We start from the raw sequence: 17,063 nt of genomic DNA, 5'->3' as shown, positions 1-17,063 counted from the left end.
TCCATTCTTTGCGAGAGAGGCGCACTCCTGTCTGTTTCGCCTTCAAATACCCCAGCAAGAGGGCGGTATGCATAACCCGATCAACACGCAGTGTTTCAAAGCTTATGACATTCGTGGCCAGGTGCCGTCAGACCTCAATGAAGACGTCGCTTACCGGATAGGCCGTGCGATGGTTGTCGAATTGCAAGGCAAGAGCATTGTACTGGGCCGGGATATGCGCCTTGAAAGCCCGATGCTGGCAGCGGCGATGACTCGCGGTTTGCAGGATGCAGGCGCTGATGTCATTGATATCGGTCTGTGTGGCACTGAAGAAGTTTACTTCGCCACAAGCGCGTTCAATGCGGACGGTGGCGTGATGATCACTGCCAGCCATAACCCCAAGGGTTATAACGGAATGAAGCTGGTCAAATCCCAGTCGAGGCCTATCAGCGGCGACACTGGGCTTAATGCGATCCGTGATCGTGTAGTGCGCGGGGATCTCGGTACACTGTCGGATAAGCCCGGCGAAATCCGTTTTGAGATGGACAAGAGTCGCTATATCGAGCATCTGCTTAGCTATATCAACATTGCCGAGCTCAAGCCGCTGAAAATACTGGCAGACCCAGGCAATGGTGCTGCTGGCCCTGTTTTACTGGAGCTAACCAATAAGTTGCCGTTTGAATGGGTCATTATCAACGCCGATCCCGATGGCAATTTCCCCAATGGCGTGCCTAATCCGCTACTGCCGGAGAACCGCGACCTGACCCGCCAGGCACTGTTGGCCAACGGCTGCAATGTCGGTCTGGCTTGGGATGGTGACTTTGACCGTTGTTTCTTTTTCGACGAGACAGGTCGGTTTATTGAAGGGTATTACCTGGTGGGTCTGTTGGCCGAGATGCTGCTCAAACAGCACCCAGGCAGCAAGATCATTCATGATCCGCGTCTGACTTGGAACACGATTGACCAAGTCGAGCAGGCGGGCGGTATCCCGGTTCTTTGCAAGACAGGTCATGCGTTTATCAAAGAGCGGATGCGTCTCGAAGATGCAATCTATGGCGGCGAAATGAGCGCGCATCACTACTTCCGTGATTTCGCCTATTGCGACAGCGGCATGATCCCGTGGTTGCTGGTTGCGGCTTTGATGTCCACAACGGGCAAGACGCTGGCTCAGTTGGTCGATGAACGTATTGAGGCTTACCCATGCACCGGTGAGATTAACTACCGGGTTGAAGACGTGCCTGCCACCTTGCAAAAAGTATTGGCTCATTATTTGCCTGCGAATCCTGTGCTCGATAAGACAGACGGCATCAGTGTCTCGTTTGCGGATTGGCGTTTCAACTTGCGGGGTTCAAATACGGAGCCTTTGTTGCGACTCAACGTCGAGGCTAAAGGTAATCAGGAGTTGATGCGGGCTCGCTTGAAAGAGATCGAATTACTGATCCAAGGGGATTGATGCCTCTACGCTCTTCGGTTCCCGGCACTGATGCTTCGGTGCGTGGAGCCTTAGTGCGGTCGCAGTTTGCGAAATATCAATACTATAGGTTTATATTTTGAAAACGGTTTTATTGCTAAGTACATATCCGATCACCAGCCCTCGCCATGGCGGGCAGGTTCGGGTTGCCAATATTGCTAAAACGTTTGGTGAGAACGACTGGAAAGTCGTCCACCTGGCAGTGTATGAGCCGGAAGGTTATCCACCATCGACCTTGGGTCCCAATGACGTTGAGTTCCCCGCGGGCAGCAGTTTCAGGAAGTACAAGGGCAAGTATGTACCCTTGATCAACGATTTGTTGTCTGGCGGATACGCAGCGTCAGAGCAAGGTGGCCTTCCTGAAATTCTCAAGAAGCTTCCTCCCGTTATTGATGTGATTCATGTCGAGCAGCCGTGGCTTTGGCCATTGGTGCTGAAAATCAAGCAGTTGCCCCAATACCAGAACGCCTGCCTGATCTACGGCTCGCAAAACATTGAATCTCCGCTAAAGCAGGAAATCCTCGACAGTTACGGGATAACGGGCGCTGAGTCTGTTATTTCCGATATCGATGCCCTTGAGAGAAAAGCCACGCTCGAAGCAGATATTGCTGTAGCGGTCACTCAGTCGGATTTTGACATCCTTGTCAGTTGGGGGGCGAAGGTGCCGGTGCTTGCTCCAAATGGCATTGCGCCCTGGACTGCCAAGGCTGATGTCCTGGAGGTTTGGAAGCAACGTCTCCCCCAATCTCCGTGGATTCTCTACGTGGCCAGTGCTCATCCACCCAACTTCAAGGGTTTTAACGAGTGCCTGGGCAGTTCGCTTGCGTGTATTCCACCTGACAGCAAGCTCGTGGTCGTGGGCAGCGTGTGCGAGCACCTGGAAGAGACACTCAGGGCCAGTCGTTGGGGGCAACTGAATCTGTCTCGCCTGCAGTTGCTGTACATGCTGTCTGATGATGATCTGGATGCTGTGAAAACACTCGCTCAGGCATTTTTGTTGCCGATCCCTCATGGGGGTGGGTCGAACATCAAAACGGCAGAAGCCATTTACTCCGGTAAGTATGTAGTCGGTACCGAGGCGGCTTTCCGAGGTTTTGAGCGGCATGTTTCGTTGCCGGAAATCTTCGTTGCGCGAAATCCGAATGAATTTCATGCCGCGATCCGGGAGCGTTTGGTCGGGCCTGCGACAGTTGAGGTCGATGGGCCGGACAGGCAGGCACGTGAGTCTCTGACCTGGGCTCGCAGCCTGGAATCGATACCCCTTGCAGCAATAGATGTAATGACAAAGAAGGCGCTGGATTAATGACGACTTGGTTTGACGTAACTACCATTCTGGGCTGGCGCCGGCCAGCGGTAGGCATTATTCGCACCGAGGCCGAAGCTGCTTCCTACGGGCTTGAACTTGTCGCAGGGGGGGAGGATATACGGTTCTGCTTTTATGATCGCAGCAGTGGTTATCACGCCATAGCTTCTGAAGAAGTTGCGGCCACGCTTAACAGAATTTCGGGGGCGCACGTTGTTTCCGGTGTCATAGCTGCGAGCAACAACTCTTCGCAAAAACTGTCGATCGAAGCAAGGCTCAAAGAGTTTGCGATAAAGTTCCTGAATCGTCTTCCATCGAAAGTCAGCGGGCGCATCTATCAGTTTTTTCAACGGCGCCGCGTGGCTATTGTTGATGGTGTTATTGCGTTGCGGTATCTGCGGTCCGCTACGAAGGCGTTCCTGAAACCAGTAAAAGACGGGCATGCATTTACCCCGCCTGGTAAATCGGTAGCGGTAGCAGGTCATCCGTTTTCAAAGGGTGATCGTTATATTTCTGTCGGTCTTGACTGGGAGAACAAGAACCTCGTTGAGTTGTACTCACTTAAAAAGCGCGTAGGTATTGACGTCGTTCTATGTTGCTACGATGTTATTCCTGTCACGCTGCCCCACTTATGTGTGGGTGACGTGGCCGCCAGGTTTGCAAACTATTTCTCTGATGTGGCTTGGTGCGCAGACAAGATACTTTGCATTTCCGAGTGCACTCAAAGGGACCTTCTATCGCTTCTGAGCGAGCTGGGTGCGCCGATTCCTGAAACGACAGTAGTCAAGTTGGGGTGTCAGGTCTCTCATACGCTAGATGCTGATATAAGCGCTGAAGTGAAAGCCGTATTGGACGGCAAGTTCATATTGTTCGTTTCAACCATTGAACGTAGAAAGAATCATGAGGTGCTGTATCGCGCCTATACACGGTTAGTGGATAAGGGTGTGAAAGACCTGCCTAAACTAGTGTTTGTCGGAATGCCGGGGTGGGGTGTCAGTGACTTTTTGACAGACGTCGGTCTCGATCCGAGAACCAAAGAATATATTCGTGTGTTGAACAATGTTTCCGACTCCGACTTGATGCGCTTGTATCAGGGGTGCACGATGACCGCTTTTCCTTCGTTGTATGAGGGGTGGGGGCTTCCAGTGGCCGAAAGTCTTGCCGCAGGCAAATATTGCCTGGCTTCCAGTGCTGCTTCGGTTCCGGAGGTGGGCGGTGATTTGTTGGACTACCTCGACCCCTGGAACATTTCGGAGTGGGTAGATGCGTTGGAGAAGTATCTGTTCGTGCCGGGTGAGCTTGAGTTGAAAGAAGCCGCGATAAAGCAGCGATACAAGGCTATCAGCTGGAAAGAAACGGCCAGTAAGATATTCAAAGACTAAGGGTTATTTATAGTGGATCGACGATCTGGAATGCTCGTCGATCCACTAGGGTTGAAGCCGCTAATCAACGCTGATAGTTGTCGTTAAAAATAGCCAGTGAAGCAAGTGTTTCATTGTTTTGTAATAGGTGGGTGTCGGCGCCCCAACCATGAAGTATGCCAGCGTAATACGATGCAGCCTTCAGAGTGGCGCTGGTTCTAATGCAGGCAGAACTCATATCGGCTAATTGACGGGCATAGTTTTCAGCCGTAAACGTAGATTTGGCCCATTCCTGAGCTTGCTGGCCTTTTACATCTAGGTCAGGGTTTGTATGGAGAGACAGTAGCGTCGCCTCAAGTTCTTCGATTTCTTTTTCAACGTTTATTTTTAGAACGTATTGCTCGGGAAGTTCACTGTAAAAACCCGTATTGGTGACAATCGTGGTTTTTCCGTAGAGCATCGCTTCAATTGCTGAGGCCGATGCCGCTTCCAGGCTAGGCCAGCGCAAGCAGCTTATTACGTCGGCATCGATAATGGCGAGTGCAAGGGTAGCTCCGTCAACTTCTCCCGAAATCTCGATATCTACGCCATGGTGTTGCGCGAGCTCAAGGATTTTGGCTTTCATTTCAGGTTGAATAGCACCCACCAATCGATAAGACACTGTTTCTCGAAGCGTTGGGTTGCCGCCGATGGCCTTGATGCAGTTCTCGACTCTCTTGTTGGGGTTCACATGCCCGATTGTCAGCAGCTTGAGTTTGGCCGTTGGCAAGCGCTTTTGCTTTGTTCCTGCCAGTGAAAGGCCGGGGGAGTTGTAAGCCAGGGGCACTACCCGCACAGGCCCTGGGCAGGAGCTCAAGACCCTGTCGCAACCCCAGTTGCTATGAGTCACAACGCCGGATGCCATCGAGCAAATCCACTCAGTCATGGGGGACTGATCTTTGGTGAGTTCGATGAATGCTTCATTATCACTAATGCTGAAAAAGCGCTCGGCGGCTTCTTTCGAATAGTAAGTCTCCAAGACGTCTCGAGCCTGCTCGGTATGATACTGAGCCCAGCCCCAAAACAGGTGACCAAGGAAAAAATCATGCAGACAAACAATGCCGCTAGAGCGCGCTAGCCACTGGATGTTGCCTTGATGGAATTCGTAGCTGTTTCCAACCTGATGAATGCATGCGTCGGCGCTTTGTATGTTGGCTTCGACTTCGGCCGTGTCTATCCAGGAAATAACATTGCAGCCGAAGTCATGTGTTTCGGTATTCAGGTGGCCAATTATTTCTGTACGAACAACGACGACTTCATGTTTTTGAGACGCAAGGGCATGCGTCACCAGGCTTGTCATCCGGCCAATGGCAGAGGTCTGAATGGCTGGAGTGAAAATTAGAAACTTCATTTCAGAAGCGCCTCGATGGTTTCATTCCAATTGACGCCCAGGCTATTCCATAGCGCGTGTGCGGCGGCCCCGTATTCGACGGTTGTGGATTTACTAATGACTACGGCGCTCATGGCAGCGGCCAGGCCTTCAGCGGTAGGTTCCGCTACCCAGCCCGTCACACGGTCCTTGACCAATCCTAATATGCCGCCGCTGTCAGTGGTGGTGATCAGCGCCTTGGAGGCGGTAGCGGCCTCCATGGCCACATAACCCAAGGAGTCTTCGTCGAATGGGATATAGGCGACAGCCATCGCACCATTTACGTAGTCGACATAGGTGGAGCGTGGCAAGAAGCGCAGATCCAGTTGCACTCGGTCTGCTACGCCAAGTGTCTGGGCCATCTCAATCAGTTGCTCCGCATCCGCTGGAGACTCCGGCGGCCCGGCAATAATCAGCTTGACGCGCTTATCTGTCTTGGCCAGGGCCTGAAGGAGAAGGTACTGGCGTTTCATGCTGTTGACTCGACCGCCGGCGAAAATATAGTCGCCTTTGGTGCCGCCGATAAATGATTCCGGATCATTGACGGGGGGCAGTAATACCGTGGAGTCAAACCCGTTGTATTTCAAAAGGCGCTGGCGGGTAATTTCCGAGTTGGTGTAGATGTGCCGGCTCTGAGAAAAGCATTCGTTATCTGCATTCAGAATGGTGGAGCGAATATCGTCTCCACTTTGGCCGGGTGGCAGATTGGTTTGCCCTGCATCAAACAGATCGTAGGCCTGGCGATACTGGTGCAAAAGCCACAACGATTTTCTTGGGTGCTGAATCAAGTAGGCGGGAAACTTGAGAGCGATTACATGATCTGCATTCGTCAGTTCAAGTGCGCGCGCCATCAACATCTGGGAGGGGATTTTGGTCGAGGGCTCCCATTGGAATGGAATGCGCAAGATCTCGGACTCGTGTCCTGAAAGAATCAGATGCTTTTGCAAATTGACAGCGAGTTCCTCCGCGCCACCCCATAGAAAAGGCGCCATGTTGTTGACAACCAAAACTTTCATGCTAGGAGTCGCTCTAGGACGTGTTTCCAGGAAATACTCAAGTCAGCCAGACGTTGTTTGGCATTGACGCCCATGGCTTCGGTGTTGGCCCGATCCACGTAAAGCTTATCCATTGCCAGTGCGAGGGACGCTGGTGTGGGATCGGCAATAAGACCATTGAAGCCGTCCTGTACGAGTTCCAGAACACCGCCCGAATCCGTCGTGGTCAAGATCGCTTTCGAGGAATGGCTCGCTTCCAGGCTCGGATAGCCGTAGGAGTCTTCGTCTACCGGTAAGTAGGCAGTTGCCAGGCATTTTGCAAACTGCTCGACTTTTTCTTCTTCGGTGATCCAGCGGTTTTCCAGGGTAACCCGGCCGGAAAGACCAGTTGCCTCGATTTTTTCTTCAAGCGAGTTGGGGTATTCGACCCCGGCACCCAAGCCTAAAAGCTTCAATCGTACCGGTGTCTTGGTGTGCGCCATGGCCTCTACCAACAGATGTTGGCGTTTATGGTGTTCCAGTCGGCTTACATATAAAATTTCATCGTTTTGTCCTGAACAATGGAAGCGCTCAGGTTGAAAAACAGGCGGGTACAAAATTTCGCTGTCCACGCCGTTGTAACGTTCAAGCCTTGTCGATACAACTTGCGAGTTGGTAAACACGGCTTTTGCTTCACGCAACGCTTGATCATCAACCGAACGTAGTGCATCGCGAATGCCGCGATGCTTTTCGTCGTCGGGGAACGAGCGGTATTGGGTATCCCACAGGTCATAAAAAGCGCGGACGTGATGTATGAACCACAGAACTTTATGCGGGTGCGGGATTAAGTGAGCCTGCGGTCGGAAGCAAATTATCCGGTCAGCGGACTCAAGGTCCACCCAGCGAAAAGCCATCATCTGCTGAAACAGAGTGTCGGGATTGTCGATCTCTGGCAGATAGACAATTTCAACCTGGTGGCCTGCTTCTCGTAGTGTGATAGCAAGCCACTCGACGATGTTTCGGCTTCCGCCGCGCACAAATGGCACCATTGAAGAACACAGCGCGATCTTCATTTTTACAATAGGACCTTTTTCAAGCTGTCCGCAATGCGAAGGATATCGTCCTGAGTCAAATCCTGGTGCGTCGGCAAGTTAATGCCGCGGCCGGCCCAAAGGTCTGCAATAGGGTAGATGCCGTCTTCTTTGTAAGGCGGCAATACGTGCATTGGATAGAACACCGGCCGGGTTTCAATGCCCATATCGTCCAGCATCTTCATGACGGTATCGCGCTTGTTCTCGTCGCCGTCACGCAAGAAGATGTTGTACATCCAGAACACTTGCTTTGCCCAACTGGCTTGAGTTGGAAGTACGATCTTGTCTTGCAGGTCTTGAAGTGCGTCGTTGTACCACTCTGCGAGACGGTTGCGATCAGACAGGGCGGTGTCGATGTTTTCCATTTGTGCCAAGCCAATGGCGGCTTGAATATTCGTCATCCGGTAGTTGTAGCCAACGACAGGAAACCAATAACGACGTTGCGGGTCCATTCCCTGCCCACGCAGCAGTCGAAGCTTGGCGGCCAGTTCATCGTCATTGGTTGTGACCATCCCACCCTCACCGGTAGTGATGATCTTGTTACCAAAGAAGCTAAAGGTGGCACAGGTGCCCAAGGTGCCGACCTTCTTGCCTTTTACTTCGGCGCCGTGTGCTTCTGCAGCGTCCTCGACAACCCAAAGACCATGTTTGCGAGCGATGTCGTTAACCACGTCCATTTGAGCGGGATGACCATACAAATGAACAGGAATAATGCCCCTTGTTTTCTCTGTAATCTTGCTTTCGATTGCCAGCGAGTCGACGTTCATGGTCTCGGCACATACGTCGACCAGAACGGGGGTGGCACCGCAATAGCGTACAGCGTTAGCCGTGGCGATATAGGTAACGGTAGGAATGATTACTTCGTCACCGGGCTGCAAGTCCAGAGCCACCAGTGCGAGATGTAGTGCAGTCGTACCATTATTCGTGGCTATCGCATGTTTGACGTCGCAGAATTTGGCGAAACTGTCTTCAAATGCACCGATGTACTTTCCGTTCGACGAGATCCAGTTGGTATCAAGGCAGTCGAGTACATACTTTCGTTCGTTTCCAGCCAGTTTTGGTTGCGCTACAGAAATACGTTTCATGCTTCATCCTTCAAATATTATTTATAGCTTTGGCTGGAACGCCAACAACCGTGGTTCTCGAGTCGATATTCGAGATTACCACGCTTCCTGCACCAATCATCACGAACTCGCCTACGCAAATGGTCGGAATGATTTTGGTGCCGATACCCACAAATGACTCTTTACCGATCGCTACATTGCCGGCAAGGGCTGATTGTGGGGCGATATGAGCAGCGCGTCCGATTTGGCAGTCGTGGTCAACCGTCGCCCCGGTATTGATGATGCACAAGTCATCAATTGAGGCTTCCGCGTTTATTACGGCACCAGCCATTACCGCCACACCTTTGCCTATCCTGGCGGACGGGGAAATGACGGCGCGTGGGCTGAATGCGTTGACTAGCTCGAAGCCGAGGTCGGTGGCGGACTGGGCCAGACGATTTCTCAGGGCGTTCGAGCCGATGGCCACAAACACCTTTCCATAGCCTTCTTTTCGCAGTGTCGCGAGGTAATCATCGGATTTAAGTACCGGAACACCCACGCAGGTGTCTGAGCTGTCAGAGAAGCCAATACAAAAAGCGACTACGTCGCCCTGTGCCCTGAGCAGCTCAATGCAAACTTTTGCATGGCCGCCAGCACCTATCACAACGATCTCACTCTTCATGCTTTGTTTCCAATGCGGCAGTTTTAGCCTTATAAAAAAACAGGTTTACGGACTCCGCTGCTTTGAGTTCCTCAATACTGTAGGTCTCAAGTTCGCCGGAGTTAGCGTTGATGACTTGGTAGTCGAAACCCAGCGTGCTGAATTTTTCCAGCCAGTCTTCAACGGTATGGCCTGTTCGTTCCAGGTGAGAAAGGCCCAACTCTACGATTAGTTTGATTTGCGGATTATTCTTCAGCAGCCGCTTGGCCCCCTCAATAACGTCCAGCTCCGCGCCTTCTGCATCAATCTTCAGAAGGTGAATCACCTGGTCCGGTTTTATCATTTCATCCAGAGAAATCAAGTCGACTTGTACGGGCGGTTTGGCAAGTGCAGCCGGGGTGTCCAGTTTAAACAGAGAGTGGTGGCCGCTGGTCGCGCCTAGATTGAGAGACTGCGAGCCCGACTTGTTCGATACAGCCAGTTGGTGGGTTTCGGCGATACCCGAAAATCCATTGATCCACATCGTTTTATCGATCAAGGCTTTTGTCGGGCCAAATGGTTCGAAGCCAATTATCTTGCCGCAGCCCTGCATGGCTTGAGCGGCCGCGAGCATGTGCATTCCGATGTTGGCGCCAATGTCGACATACACATCGCCGGGCTTGAGTATCTTATGGATGAGCCGGCGGGTGCCGGGCTCCAGTTCTCCAGCTTCGAGCAGGGTCGCGATCAATGCGTGATCGCTTGCCGAGCAAAGAACAAAACCGATTTCGCTCCTGATCATTAGTTCGTCGGGACCACAGTTCACGGCGACGCGTCGAGCAGATGCGTAGGTGTAATCTTCAATTCTCTTGATTTGCAGAAGCAGCTCTTCAGGTACTACCTGCGGCGCGCAGGCGAGTTGATCTATTTGCTCGGCAGCCAATCGTTGGCCCGCGGCCATAGAGGCAACATAGTTTTCCAGTGCTTCGATTCTGGAGAGTAGCGCCTCAGTGGTCGCTTGTTGTTGGCGGGTAATATTCGCAGATTGGTCACTAAAGCCAGCGAGGAAATACTGGCGAATGCGAAAAGCGATCGGTTTGATAAACGGCTTAAGGCGTCTGTAACCATGTTTTGCAATAAGTCGCAGAACTCGTTTTATTTTGGCCTTGAGGTTGACGCCATGGGCGTAAGACTCCTCGGCGACAGACTGAGCGCTGTCTGTCGGCTGAGGATCTGCGGGTAAGTCTGCCAGGAGGGCGTCTTCAGGCAAAACACTGCCGGCACTTTGCATCCGCTTGGAGGTAGAGGAAAGTGCGGTGCCGACATCAATGCCCTCGCGTTTTATCGTCTTCATTAGCCCTTAGGCTCCAAAATAGGCGGCGGTGACCGTTTTCGGATCACCGTCCATTTTAATCTTTCCGTGTTCCAGCCATAGCACCCGATTACAAGTGTGCATGACCAGTTCGCGTGAGTGGCTGGCAATGACCAGAATATTGGTCGATTTTACAAGCTCGCCCATTCGTACTTCGGCTTTTTGCTTGAAGCCTTCATCACCTACCGATAGCCATTCATCCATCAACAGGATTTCCGGCCTGACTGTGGTAGATACGGCAAAGGCCAGGCGCAAGTGCATGCCGGTGGAGTAGGTGCGCAATGGCATGTCCACGAAATCACCCAGTTCGGAGAACTCAATAATATCGTCGAGCTTTTCTGCAATCTCGGCCTTGGTCATTCCGAGGAGGCCGCCGCGCAGAAAAATGTTTTCCCTGCCGGTCGCTTCAGGATCGGTGCCCAGGGATATGTCGATCAGCGAGCCGATTTCCCCGCTGATTCTGGCGGTGCCCGAAGAAGGTTCGTATACGCTGCTCAGCAAGCGCAGCAAGGTGCTCTTGCCTGCGCCGTTATGCCCGAGCAGGCCGACACGATCACCTTTGTTGAACGTGAATGTCAGGTCTTCCAGAGCTCGAACGACTACACGGCCTTGCTCGTCGGAGCCGAGTTGTCCGCCGGTTGCAACCTGAATCAGTCGCTTTTTCAAGGAGCGGCCGTTGGCGTTGTATATCGGGAAATCCACGCAAACATTTTTGAATTCAATAGAGGACATTAGGATTTCTTCTTAGAGCCAGTAGGCGATACGGCGCTTGTATCGGCCATAGATCACGAGTGCGATGAGCCATCCGACGGCGGCCATGCCAAGCGAAACCCACCAGTTGGTGTCGGTCGGCATCTGCCCGATGATCGGGGAGCGCACGATAGAGATCAGATGATAGGCCGGGTTCAGGTCCAACAGATAAAGACCTGCACGTTGCGGCAGCAAGCTTGGCATCCACATAATCGGGGTGAGGTAGAACACGACTTGCAGCAGGCTGCCGATGATCTGTGGAAGATCGCGATAACGTGCACACAAAACCGCCAACAGCAATGCGATCCAGGCCAGATTCACGATTACGACGATCAGGCCGGGGATGCTGACTAGCGCAATCCAGGTCAGCGGCTTGCCGACGGCGAGCAGCACGAGCGGGAAGATCAGGATGTTGTGGCCCAGAATCAATATGTTCCGCCAGATCATGCGCAGAATGTGGGTGAATAATGGAATCGGCAGTTGCTTGATGATCCCCTCGGCGGCAATGAAACCGGTGCAGCCTTCACTTATGACCGTTGAAATGAAGCCCCAGAGAATCATACCGACCGCGAGGAATGGCAGAAATTCCTGGATAGGCGAATTGAATATCTGACCAAAAACGACACCGATGGTGCCGATCATTACGCCCATGCTGATTGTCAGCCAGAACGGACCCAGCGCAGACCTTCTATAACGCTGACGAACGTCCTGCCAGCCAAGCATCCCTACCAAAGCGTATCGCCTTGTCGCAGCGATGATGTCCGACAGGGCGATACTTACTGAACCATTGCGCATTAAAGACACCAGATTATTGATCAAAAAAACACGCCATTTTAGGCCGGCTACAGGGGAGTGTCACTCTTTCTAGTTTTTTTCTTTTCGGATTTCAGTCGGTTATTTGAAGCGTAGTCGGATTGCCTTCCAGCAGCTGATTTTCCATGCGTGCAGGTGGGGGCGTCATGTTTGTGCTTCCGGGGATTTTCCTAGACTGATGGCACATTGATTCCCTGCCGCGAAAGTGTAAGGAAATACGATTCATGATTCTCGCGCTGCCTTCGAGCTGTCGTGCGGCGCTCAAGTATGGAGAAGGGGTCCCACTAACTCAGGCATTTGGATGACGGACCGGACAGTCTCGCTCGATGATGGCAAAAAACACCTGATCTGCTTATTTGGTTACTGGTTGGGTATCGTCCTGCGGGAGCGCATTCTGTATGATCTGCAAGATTTTGAGGCTCGGTTGGTCGGAGCCAAATGGCGCATATACACAAAAAAGCCTGTTTAGGCGCTCAAATGGAGTTTAGAGGATTCGCATGAAAGCTATCGTTACTGGCATCACTGGGCAAGACGGCGCCTACCTGGCGGAACTGTTGCTGGGCAAAGGTTATACGGTGTATGGCACCTACCGTCGGACCAGTTCTGTCAATTTCTGGCGCCTAGAAGAACTCGGCGTAAGCCAGCACCCTAACCTGCATCTGGTCGAGTACGACCTGACTGACCTGTCGGCCAGCATTCGCCTGCTTCAGACCACCGAAGCCACCGAGGTTTATAACCTTGCGGCCCAGAGCTTCGTGGGTGTGTCGTTCGATCAGCCATTGACCACTGCGGAAATCACCGGTCTGGGTTGTGTGAATCTTCTGGAAGCGATCCGTATCGTCAACCCGAAAGTGCGCTTCTACCAGGCTTCGACTTCCGAAATGTTCGGCAAGGTCCAGGCTATTCCACAAGTGGAGAGCACGCCGTTCTACCCGCGCAGCCCTTATGGCGTTGCCAAGTTGTACGCGCACTGGATGACGATCAACTACCGTGAGTCCTACGGCATCTTCGCCACCAGCGGCATCCTCTTCAATCACGAATCGCCACTGCGCGGTCGTGAGTTCGTGACTCGCAAGATCACCGATTCGGTTGCCAAGATAAAACTCGGCCTGCTCGACAAAATCGAACTGGGCAACCTCGATGCCAAGCGCGACTGGGGTTTTGCCAAGGAATACGTGGAAGGCATGTGGCGCATGCTGCAGGCTGACGAGCCAGACACTTTTGTATTGGCGACCAACCGTACCGAAACCGTGCGTGATTTTGTTTCGATGGCTTTCAAGGCCGTCGGTATCAACATTTCGTGGAGTGGTGTGGCGGAAGACGAGCAGGGCGCTGACGTGGCAACTGGCAAAGTGCTGGTCACCATCAATCCGAAGTTCTACCGTCCGACCGAAGTCGAGTTGTTGATCGGTGATCCGGCCAAGGCCAAGGCTGCGCTGGGTTGGGAACCGAAAACCACCCTGGAGGAGCTGTGCCGGATGATGGTCGAAGCTGACCTTCGTCGTAATGAACAAGGATTCTCGTTCTGATGAGTATTGCCGGTAAACGCGCGCTGATTACAGGTATTCAAGGTTTCACGGGTCGCTATATGGCCGCCGAGCTCGAAGCTAACGGCTATGAAGTGATCGGGTTGGGCTCTCAGCCCTCCGACGAACCTGGTTATCACCAGGTCGATCTGGCCGACGGTGCTGCGCTTCGTGATTTGCTGGCAACTATTCAACCTGACGTCGTGGTGCATCTGGCGGCGTTGGCATTCGTGGGGCACGGCGCTGCCGACGCGTTTTATCGGGTCAACCTGATCGGGACGCGTCACTTGCTGGAGGCGATTGCTGCCAGCGGCAAGGAACTGGACTGTGTGCTGCTCGCCAGTAGTGCGAACGTTTATGGCAATGCCTCTGCAGGCTTGCTGAGCGAGTCGACACTGCCAGCACCTGCCAACGATTACGCCGTCAGCAAGCTGGCCATGGAGTACATGGCCAGTCTTTGGCATAACCGCTTGCCCATCGTCATCACTCGCCCGTTCAACTACACCGGTGTCGGGCAGGGTGACAATTTCCTGCTGCCGAAAATCGTTTTGCATTTTCGTCAGCGCGCCACCAAGATTCAGCTCGGCAATTTGGATGTCTCGCGAGACTTCAGTGATGTTCGGGCAGTGGTCAAGGCTTACCGCGGCCTGATTGAAGCCCGACCTCTGGGGCAGACAGTCAATGTCAGTTCGGGTAACAGCCATTCTCTTCGAGAAGTTATCGATATGTGCGCGGCATTCACCGGGCACCAGATCGAAGTCGAAGTCAATCCAGCGTTTGTCCGTGCCAATGAAGTGAAGATCCTGTGCGGTGATAACACCCGTCTGATCGAGTTGGTCAAAGGATGGCAAACACCCCGGCTGGAAGAAACTCTGAGTTGGATGCTTTCGGCGGAATAAATGAAGCTAATTTTATCTGTTGAGCCGATCCGATTTCCGCTGACTGGCATTGGCCGCTATACCTATGAGCTCGCGCTAAGACTTCAACAGAGCCCCGAAATTACAGACCTGCAGTTTTTTGCAGGTCGACGCTTTTTGCCTGAATTGCCGACGGCTGCCAATGAGTCTGGAAGCGGCTACGACCTGAAGCGTTTGATACAAAAGAACTTTCTGGCGGTCGAAGCGTATAGGCTGCTTATGCCGATGCTTCGCAAGGCCGCCTTGAAAGGGCATGACGATTTTCTGTATCACAGCCCCAATTATTATTTGCCTCCATTTGCCGGGCGAAGCGTGGCGACGTTTCACGATTTGTCGCCGTTTACCTGGGCGCATTGCCACGCACCACAATTGGTTCGATACCTGCAAAAAGAGTTGAAGGAAACGTTGGTCAGGGCGGATGCCTTGATCACGGATTCGGAGTTTACTCGCCAGGAATTGGCGAGTTATTTTTCGTGGCCTATTGAGCGGATCCATACTGTCGCGCTCGCCAGTTCCCCCGAGTTTTATCCGAGGCCGGCTGAGGCGCTTCACGCTACATTGGCCATGCATGGTTTGCAGGCGAACGGCTATACGTTGTTTGTCGGCACGATCGAGCCACGCAAGAATATCGAAACCTTGCTAACGGCTTACAGCCGACTCCCCCTCACGTTAAGAACGCGCTGGCCGTTGATCCTGACCGGCTATCATGGCTGGCGCAATGATTCCATCCATCAGAAGCTCGAGAGTGCCAGGCGCGAAGGCTGGGCCCACTATCTCGGTTTTGTCCCCAGTGAAGATTTGCCGCTGCTTTTCTCGGGCGCCCGGTTATTTGCCTTTCCATCGCTGTATGAAGGCTTTGGCTTGCCGGTCCTCGAAGCCATGAGCTCGGGTGTGCCAGTCGTCTGCTCGAACAGCTCATCGCTGCCGGAGGTGGCTGGCGATGCTGCATTGATGTGCGCCCCGATGGACGACATGGAGCTGACCAGGCTCCTAGAAAGAGGGTTGACCGACGACGCGTGGCGCCAGGCTGCTGTCATCAATGGATTGAGACATGCCCAGGGGTTTTCGTGGGAGCGTTGCGCCCGGGAAACCTTGCAGGTTTATCGAAGAGTAATCGACGGAAAATGATCAAGGTTCTGCACTTTTTTAAAACCTACTACCCCGAGACGATGGGCGGGATAGAGCAGGTCATTTTTCAGATCGCCCAGGGCGGCGCAAAACACGGGTTTTCATCTGAGGTGCTTTACCTCAGCGATCGGGGTGCTGCCCGAAATGAAACGGTCGGCAATCATCTGACGCACCGCTCCAAACTCGACTTGCACGTTGCCTCTACCGGGTTCTCGCTTTCGGCGTTCAAGGATTTTTCGGAATTGGCCCAAGAGGCTGATGTGGTGCACTACCACTTCCCATGGCCCTACATGGATCTTGTGCACTTTGCTTCGCGCCACGGCAAGCCGTCTGTGGTCAGTTATCACTCCGATATCGTCAAGCAGAAAATGCTACTCAAGCTTTACCAGCCATTGATGAATCGCTTTCTGTCCAGCGTGGATTGCATTGTTGCGTCCTCACCCAATTATGCGAAAAGCAGTCCTGTCCTCACCCGATTCAAGGATAAGGTCGAGATCATTCCTTATGGCCTGGACCGGGCGACCTATCCTGCCGTGGACGAACAAAAGCTCGCTTACTGGCGCAACAAGGTTGGTGAAAAGTTCTTCCTGTTTGTCGGTGCGCTGCGTTACTACAAGGGCCTGGATTACTTGTTGCAGGCAGCAAGCACTACGCGTTTGCCTGTTGTGATACTGGGAAGAGGGCACCTTGAGCAAGAACTCAAGGGGCAAGCATCTCGACTAGGGCTGTCCAATGTGCACTTTTTGGGCGGTTTGGACGACGATGACAAGGCTGCGTTGCTGACGCTTTGCCATGCTTTTGTATTTCCATCGCACCTTAGATCCGAATCGTTCGGCATCTCTCTGTTAGAGGCCGCGATGTATGGAAAACCGCTGATTTCCTGCGAAATCGGATCGGGCACAACGTATATCAACATTGCCGATGAGACCGGCGTTGTCGTACCTCCGCGAGACTCGGTTGCGTTGGCCCAGGCTATGACCATGCTTTGGCAGAACGACGAGATGGCTGCTGCGATGGGGCAGCGTGCAAAGCAGCGTTATGAACAAGTGTTTTCGGCCGAGACAATGGTCAAGGCTTACGCAGCGGTTTATCGAAATCTATGTAGCTGACTCCGACAAGCGCGAGCGTCCTGTTTTCGCGCCGTCGATCTGATTCTCTTTCAATGGTTTTTTGCAAGCTTTAGCGTCGCCAGATGCCATATCGTGTCCGAACGTCAGTATGGCTTGGTCCAGTTTAAAGCCGAACAGAGTTGTACCTTGGTGAAAAGTAAGCCTCCAGCCCAGCCAC

The 17,063-nt window shown here is 52.8% G+C and carries 15 protein-coding genes; 7 read left to right on the top strand and 8 right to left on the bottom strand.

Going from position 1 to position 17,063, the window contains the following annotated elements:
• Nucleotides 1-67 precede the first annotated feature (67 nt).
• The 3 genes from ACYZT3_RS19675 to ACYZT3_RS19665 all read left to right on the top strand — a co-directional run bounded on the left by ACYZT3_RS19675 (nt 68) and on the right by ACYZT3_RS19665 (nt 4,135).
• The gene (locus ACYZT3_RS19675) at nt 68-1,432 is read left to right on the top strand and encodes a phosphohexomutase domain-containing protein (protein ID WP_462030525.1); all 1,365 of its coding nucleotides are present in this window, start codon (nt 68-70) and stop codon (nt 1,430-1,432) included.
• Nucleotides 1,433-1,529: 97 nt separating this feature from the next.
• Complete coding sequence (locus ACYZT3_RS19670) at nt 1,530-2,753, top strand: glycosyltransferase family protein (RefSeq protein WP_462030524.1); 1,224 nt, start codon at nt 1,530-1,532, stop codon at nt 2,751-2,753.
• Nucleotides 2,753-4,135, top strand: coding sequence for a glycosyltransferase family 4 protein (locus ACYZT3_RS19665; RefSeq protein ID WP_462030523.1), 1,383 nt, complete (start codon nt 2,753-2,755; stop codon nt 4,133-4,135). The genes ACYZT3_RS19670 and ACYZT3_RS19665 overlap by 1 nt, the downstream gene beginning before the upstream one ends.
• Nucleotides 4,136-4,199: 64 nt before the next feature.
• On the opposite strand, the gene ACYZT3_RS19660 is transcribed toward ACYZT3_RS19665, so the two are convergent.
• From ACYZT3_RS19660 to ACYZT3_RS19625, 8 genes are read right to left on the bottom strand one after another with little or no spacing between them, the layout of a single operon-like run.
• Entirely contained in the window at nt 4,200-5,504 is a 1,305-nt protein-coding gene (locus ACYZT3_RS19660; protein ID WP_462030522.1) for a glycosyltransferase, read from the bottom strand.
• Nucleotides 5,501-6,538, bottom strand: coding sequence for a glycosyltransferase family 4 protein (locus ACYZT3_RS19655; protein ID WP_462030521.1), 1,038 nt, complete (start codon nt 6,536-6,538; stop codon nt 5,501-5,503). Before ACYZT3_RS19655 ends, ACYZT3_RS19660 begins: the two co-directional genes overlap by 4 nt.
• Entirely contained in the window at nt 6,535-7,569 is a 1,035-nt protein-coding gene (locus ACYZT3_RS19650) for a glycosyltransferase family 4 protein (RefSeq protein WP_462030520.1), read from the bottom strand. The genes ACYZT3_RS19655 and ACYZT3_RS19650 overlap by 4 nt, the downstream gene beginning before the upstream one ends.
• 2 nt (nt 7,570-7,571) lie before the next feature.
• A complete protein-coding gene (locus tag ACYZT3_RS19645; protein WP_462030519.1) occupies nt 7,572-8,672 on the bottom strand; it encodes a DegT/DnrJ/EryC1/StrS family aminotransferase in 1,101 nt (366 codons plus the stop codon).
• A 10-nt stretch (nt 8,673-8,682) separates the two neighbouring features.
• Nucleotides 8,683-9,312 (bottom strand): acetyltransferase, encoded by a 630-nt coding sequence (locus ACYZT3_RS19640; RefSeq protein ID WP_462030518.1) that lies wholly within the window; start codon nt 9,310-9,312, stop codon nt 8,683-8,685.
• Nucleotides 9,302-10,624, bottom strand: coding sequence for an FkbM family methyltransferase (locus ACYZT3_RS19635; protein WP_462030517.1), 1,323 nt, complete (start codon nt 10,622-10,624; stop codon nt 9,302-9,304). Before ACYZT3_RS19635 ends, ACYZT3_RS19640 begins: the two co-directional genes overlap by 11 nt.
• Nucleotides 10,625-10,630: 6 nt before the next feature.
• Nucleotides 10,631-11,374: an ABC transporter ATP-binding protein gene (locus tag ACYZT3_RS19630; protein ID WP_462030516.1), complete on the bottom strand. Its 744-nt coding sequence runs from the start codon at nt 11,372-11,374 to the stop codon at nt 10,631-10,633.
• 12 nt (nt 11,375-11,386) lie between these two features.
• On the bottom strand, nt 11,387-12,211 hold the full coding sequence (locus tag ACYZT3_RS19625) for an ABC transporter permease (protein ID WP_462030515.1): 825 nt from the start codon (nt 12,209-12,211) through the stop codon (nt 11,387-11,389).
• Between the two features lie 491 nt (nt 12,212-12,702).
• Here ACYZT3_RS19625 and gmd point away from each other — a divergent pair, with 491 nt between their 5' ends.
• The 4 genes from gmd to ACYZT3_RS19605 are packed head-to-tail and all read left to right on the top strand — an operon-like array spanning nt 12,703 to nt 16,885.
• The gene (gene gmd / locus ACYZT3_RS19620; protein ID WP_462030514.1) at nt 12,703-13,734 is read left to right on the top strand and encodes a GDP-mannose 4,6-dehydratase; all 1,032 of its coding nucleotides are present in this window, start codon (nt 12,703-12,705) and stop codon (nt 13,732-13,734) included.
• A complete protein-coding gene (locus ACYZT3_RS19615; RefSeq protein ID WP_462030513.1) occupies nt 13,734-14,630 on the top strand; it encodes a GDP-mannose 4,6-dehydratase in 897 nt (298 codons plus the stop codon). Before gmd ends, ACYZT3_RS19615 begins: the two co-directional genes overlap by 1 nt.
• Nucleotides 14,631-15,776: a glycosyltransferase family 4 protein gene (locus ACYZT3_RS19610; RefSeq protein WP_462030512.1), complete on the top strand. Its 1,146-nt coding sequence runs from the start codon at nt 14,631-14,633 to the stop codon at nt 15,774-15,776.
• Nucleotides 15,773-16,885, top strand: coding sequence for a glycosyltransferase family 4 protein (locus ACYZT3_RS19605; protein ID WP_462030511.1), 1,113 nt, complete (start codon nt 15,773-15,775; stop codon nt 16,883-16,885). Before ACYZT3_RS19610 ends, ACYZT3_RS19605 begins: the two co-directional genes overlap by 4 nt.
• Nucleotides 16,886-17,063: the final 178 nt, after the last annotated feature.

It is taken from the genome of Pseudomonas sp. MDT1-16, assembly GCF_054898115.1.
The sequence above is the reverse complement of the archived record's forward strand: the minus strand, read 5'-3'. Positions and strand labels throughout refer to the sequence as shown.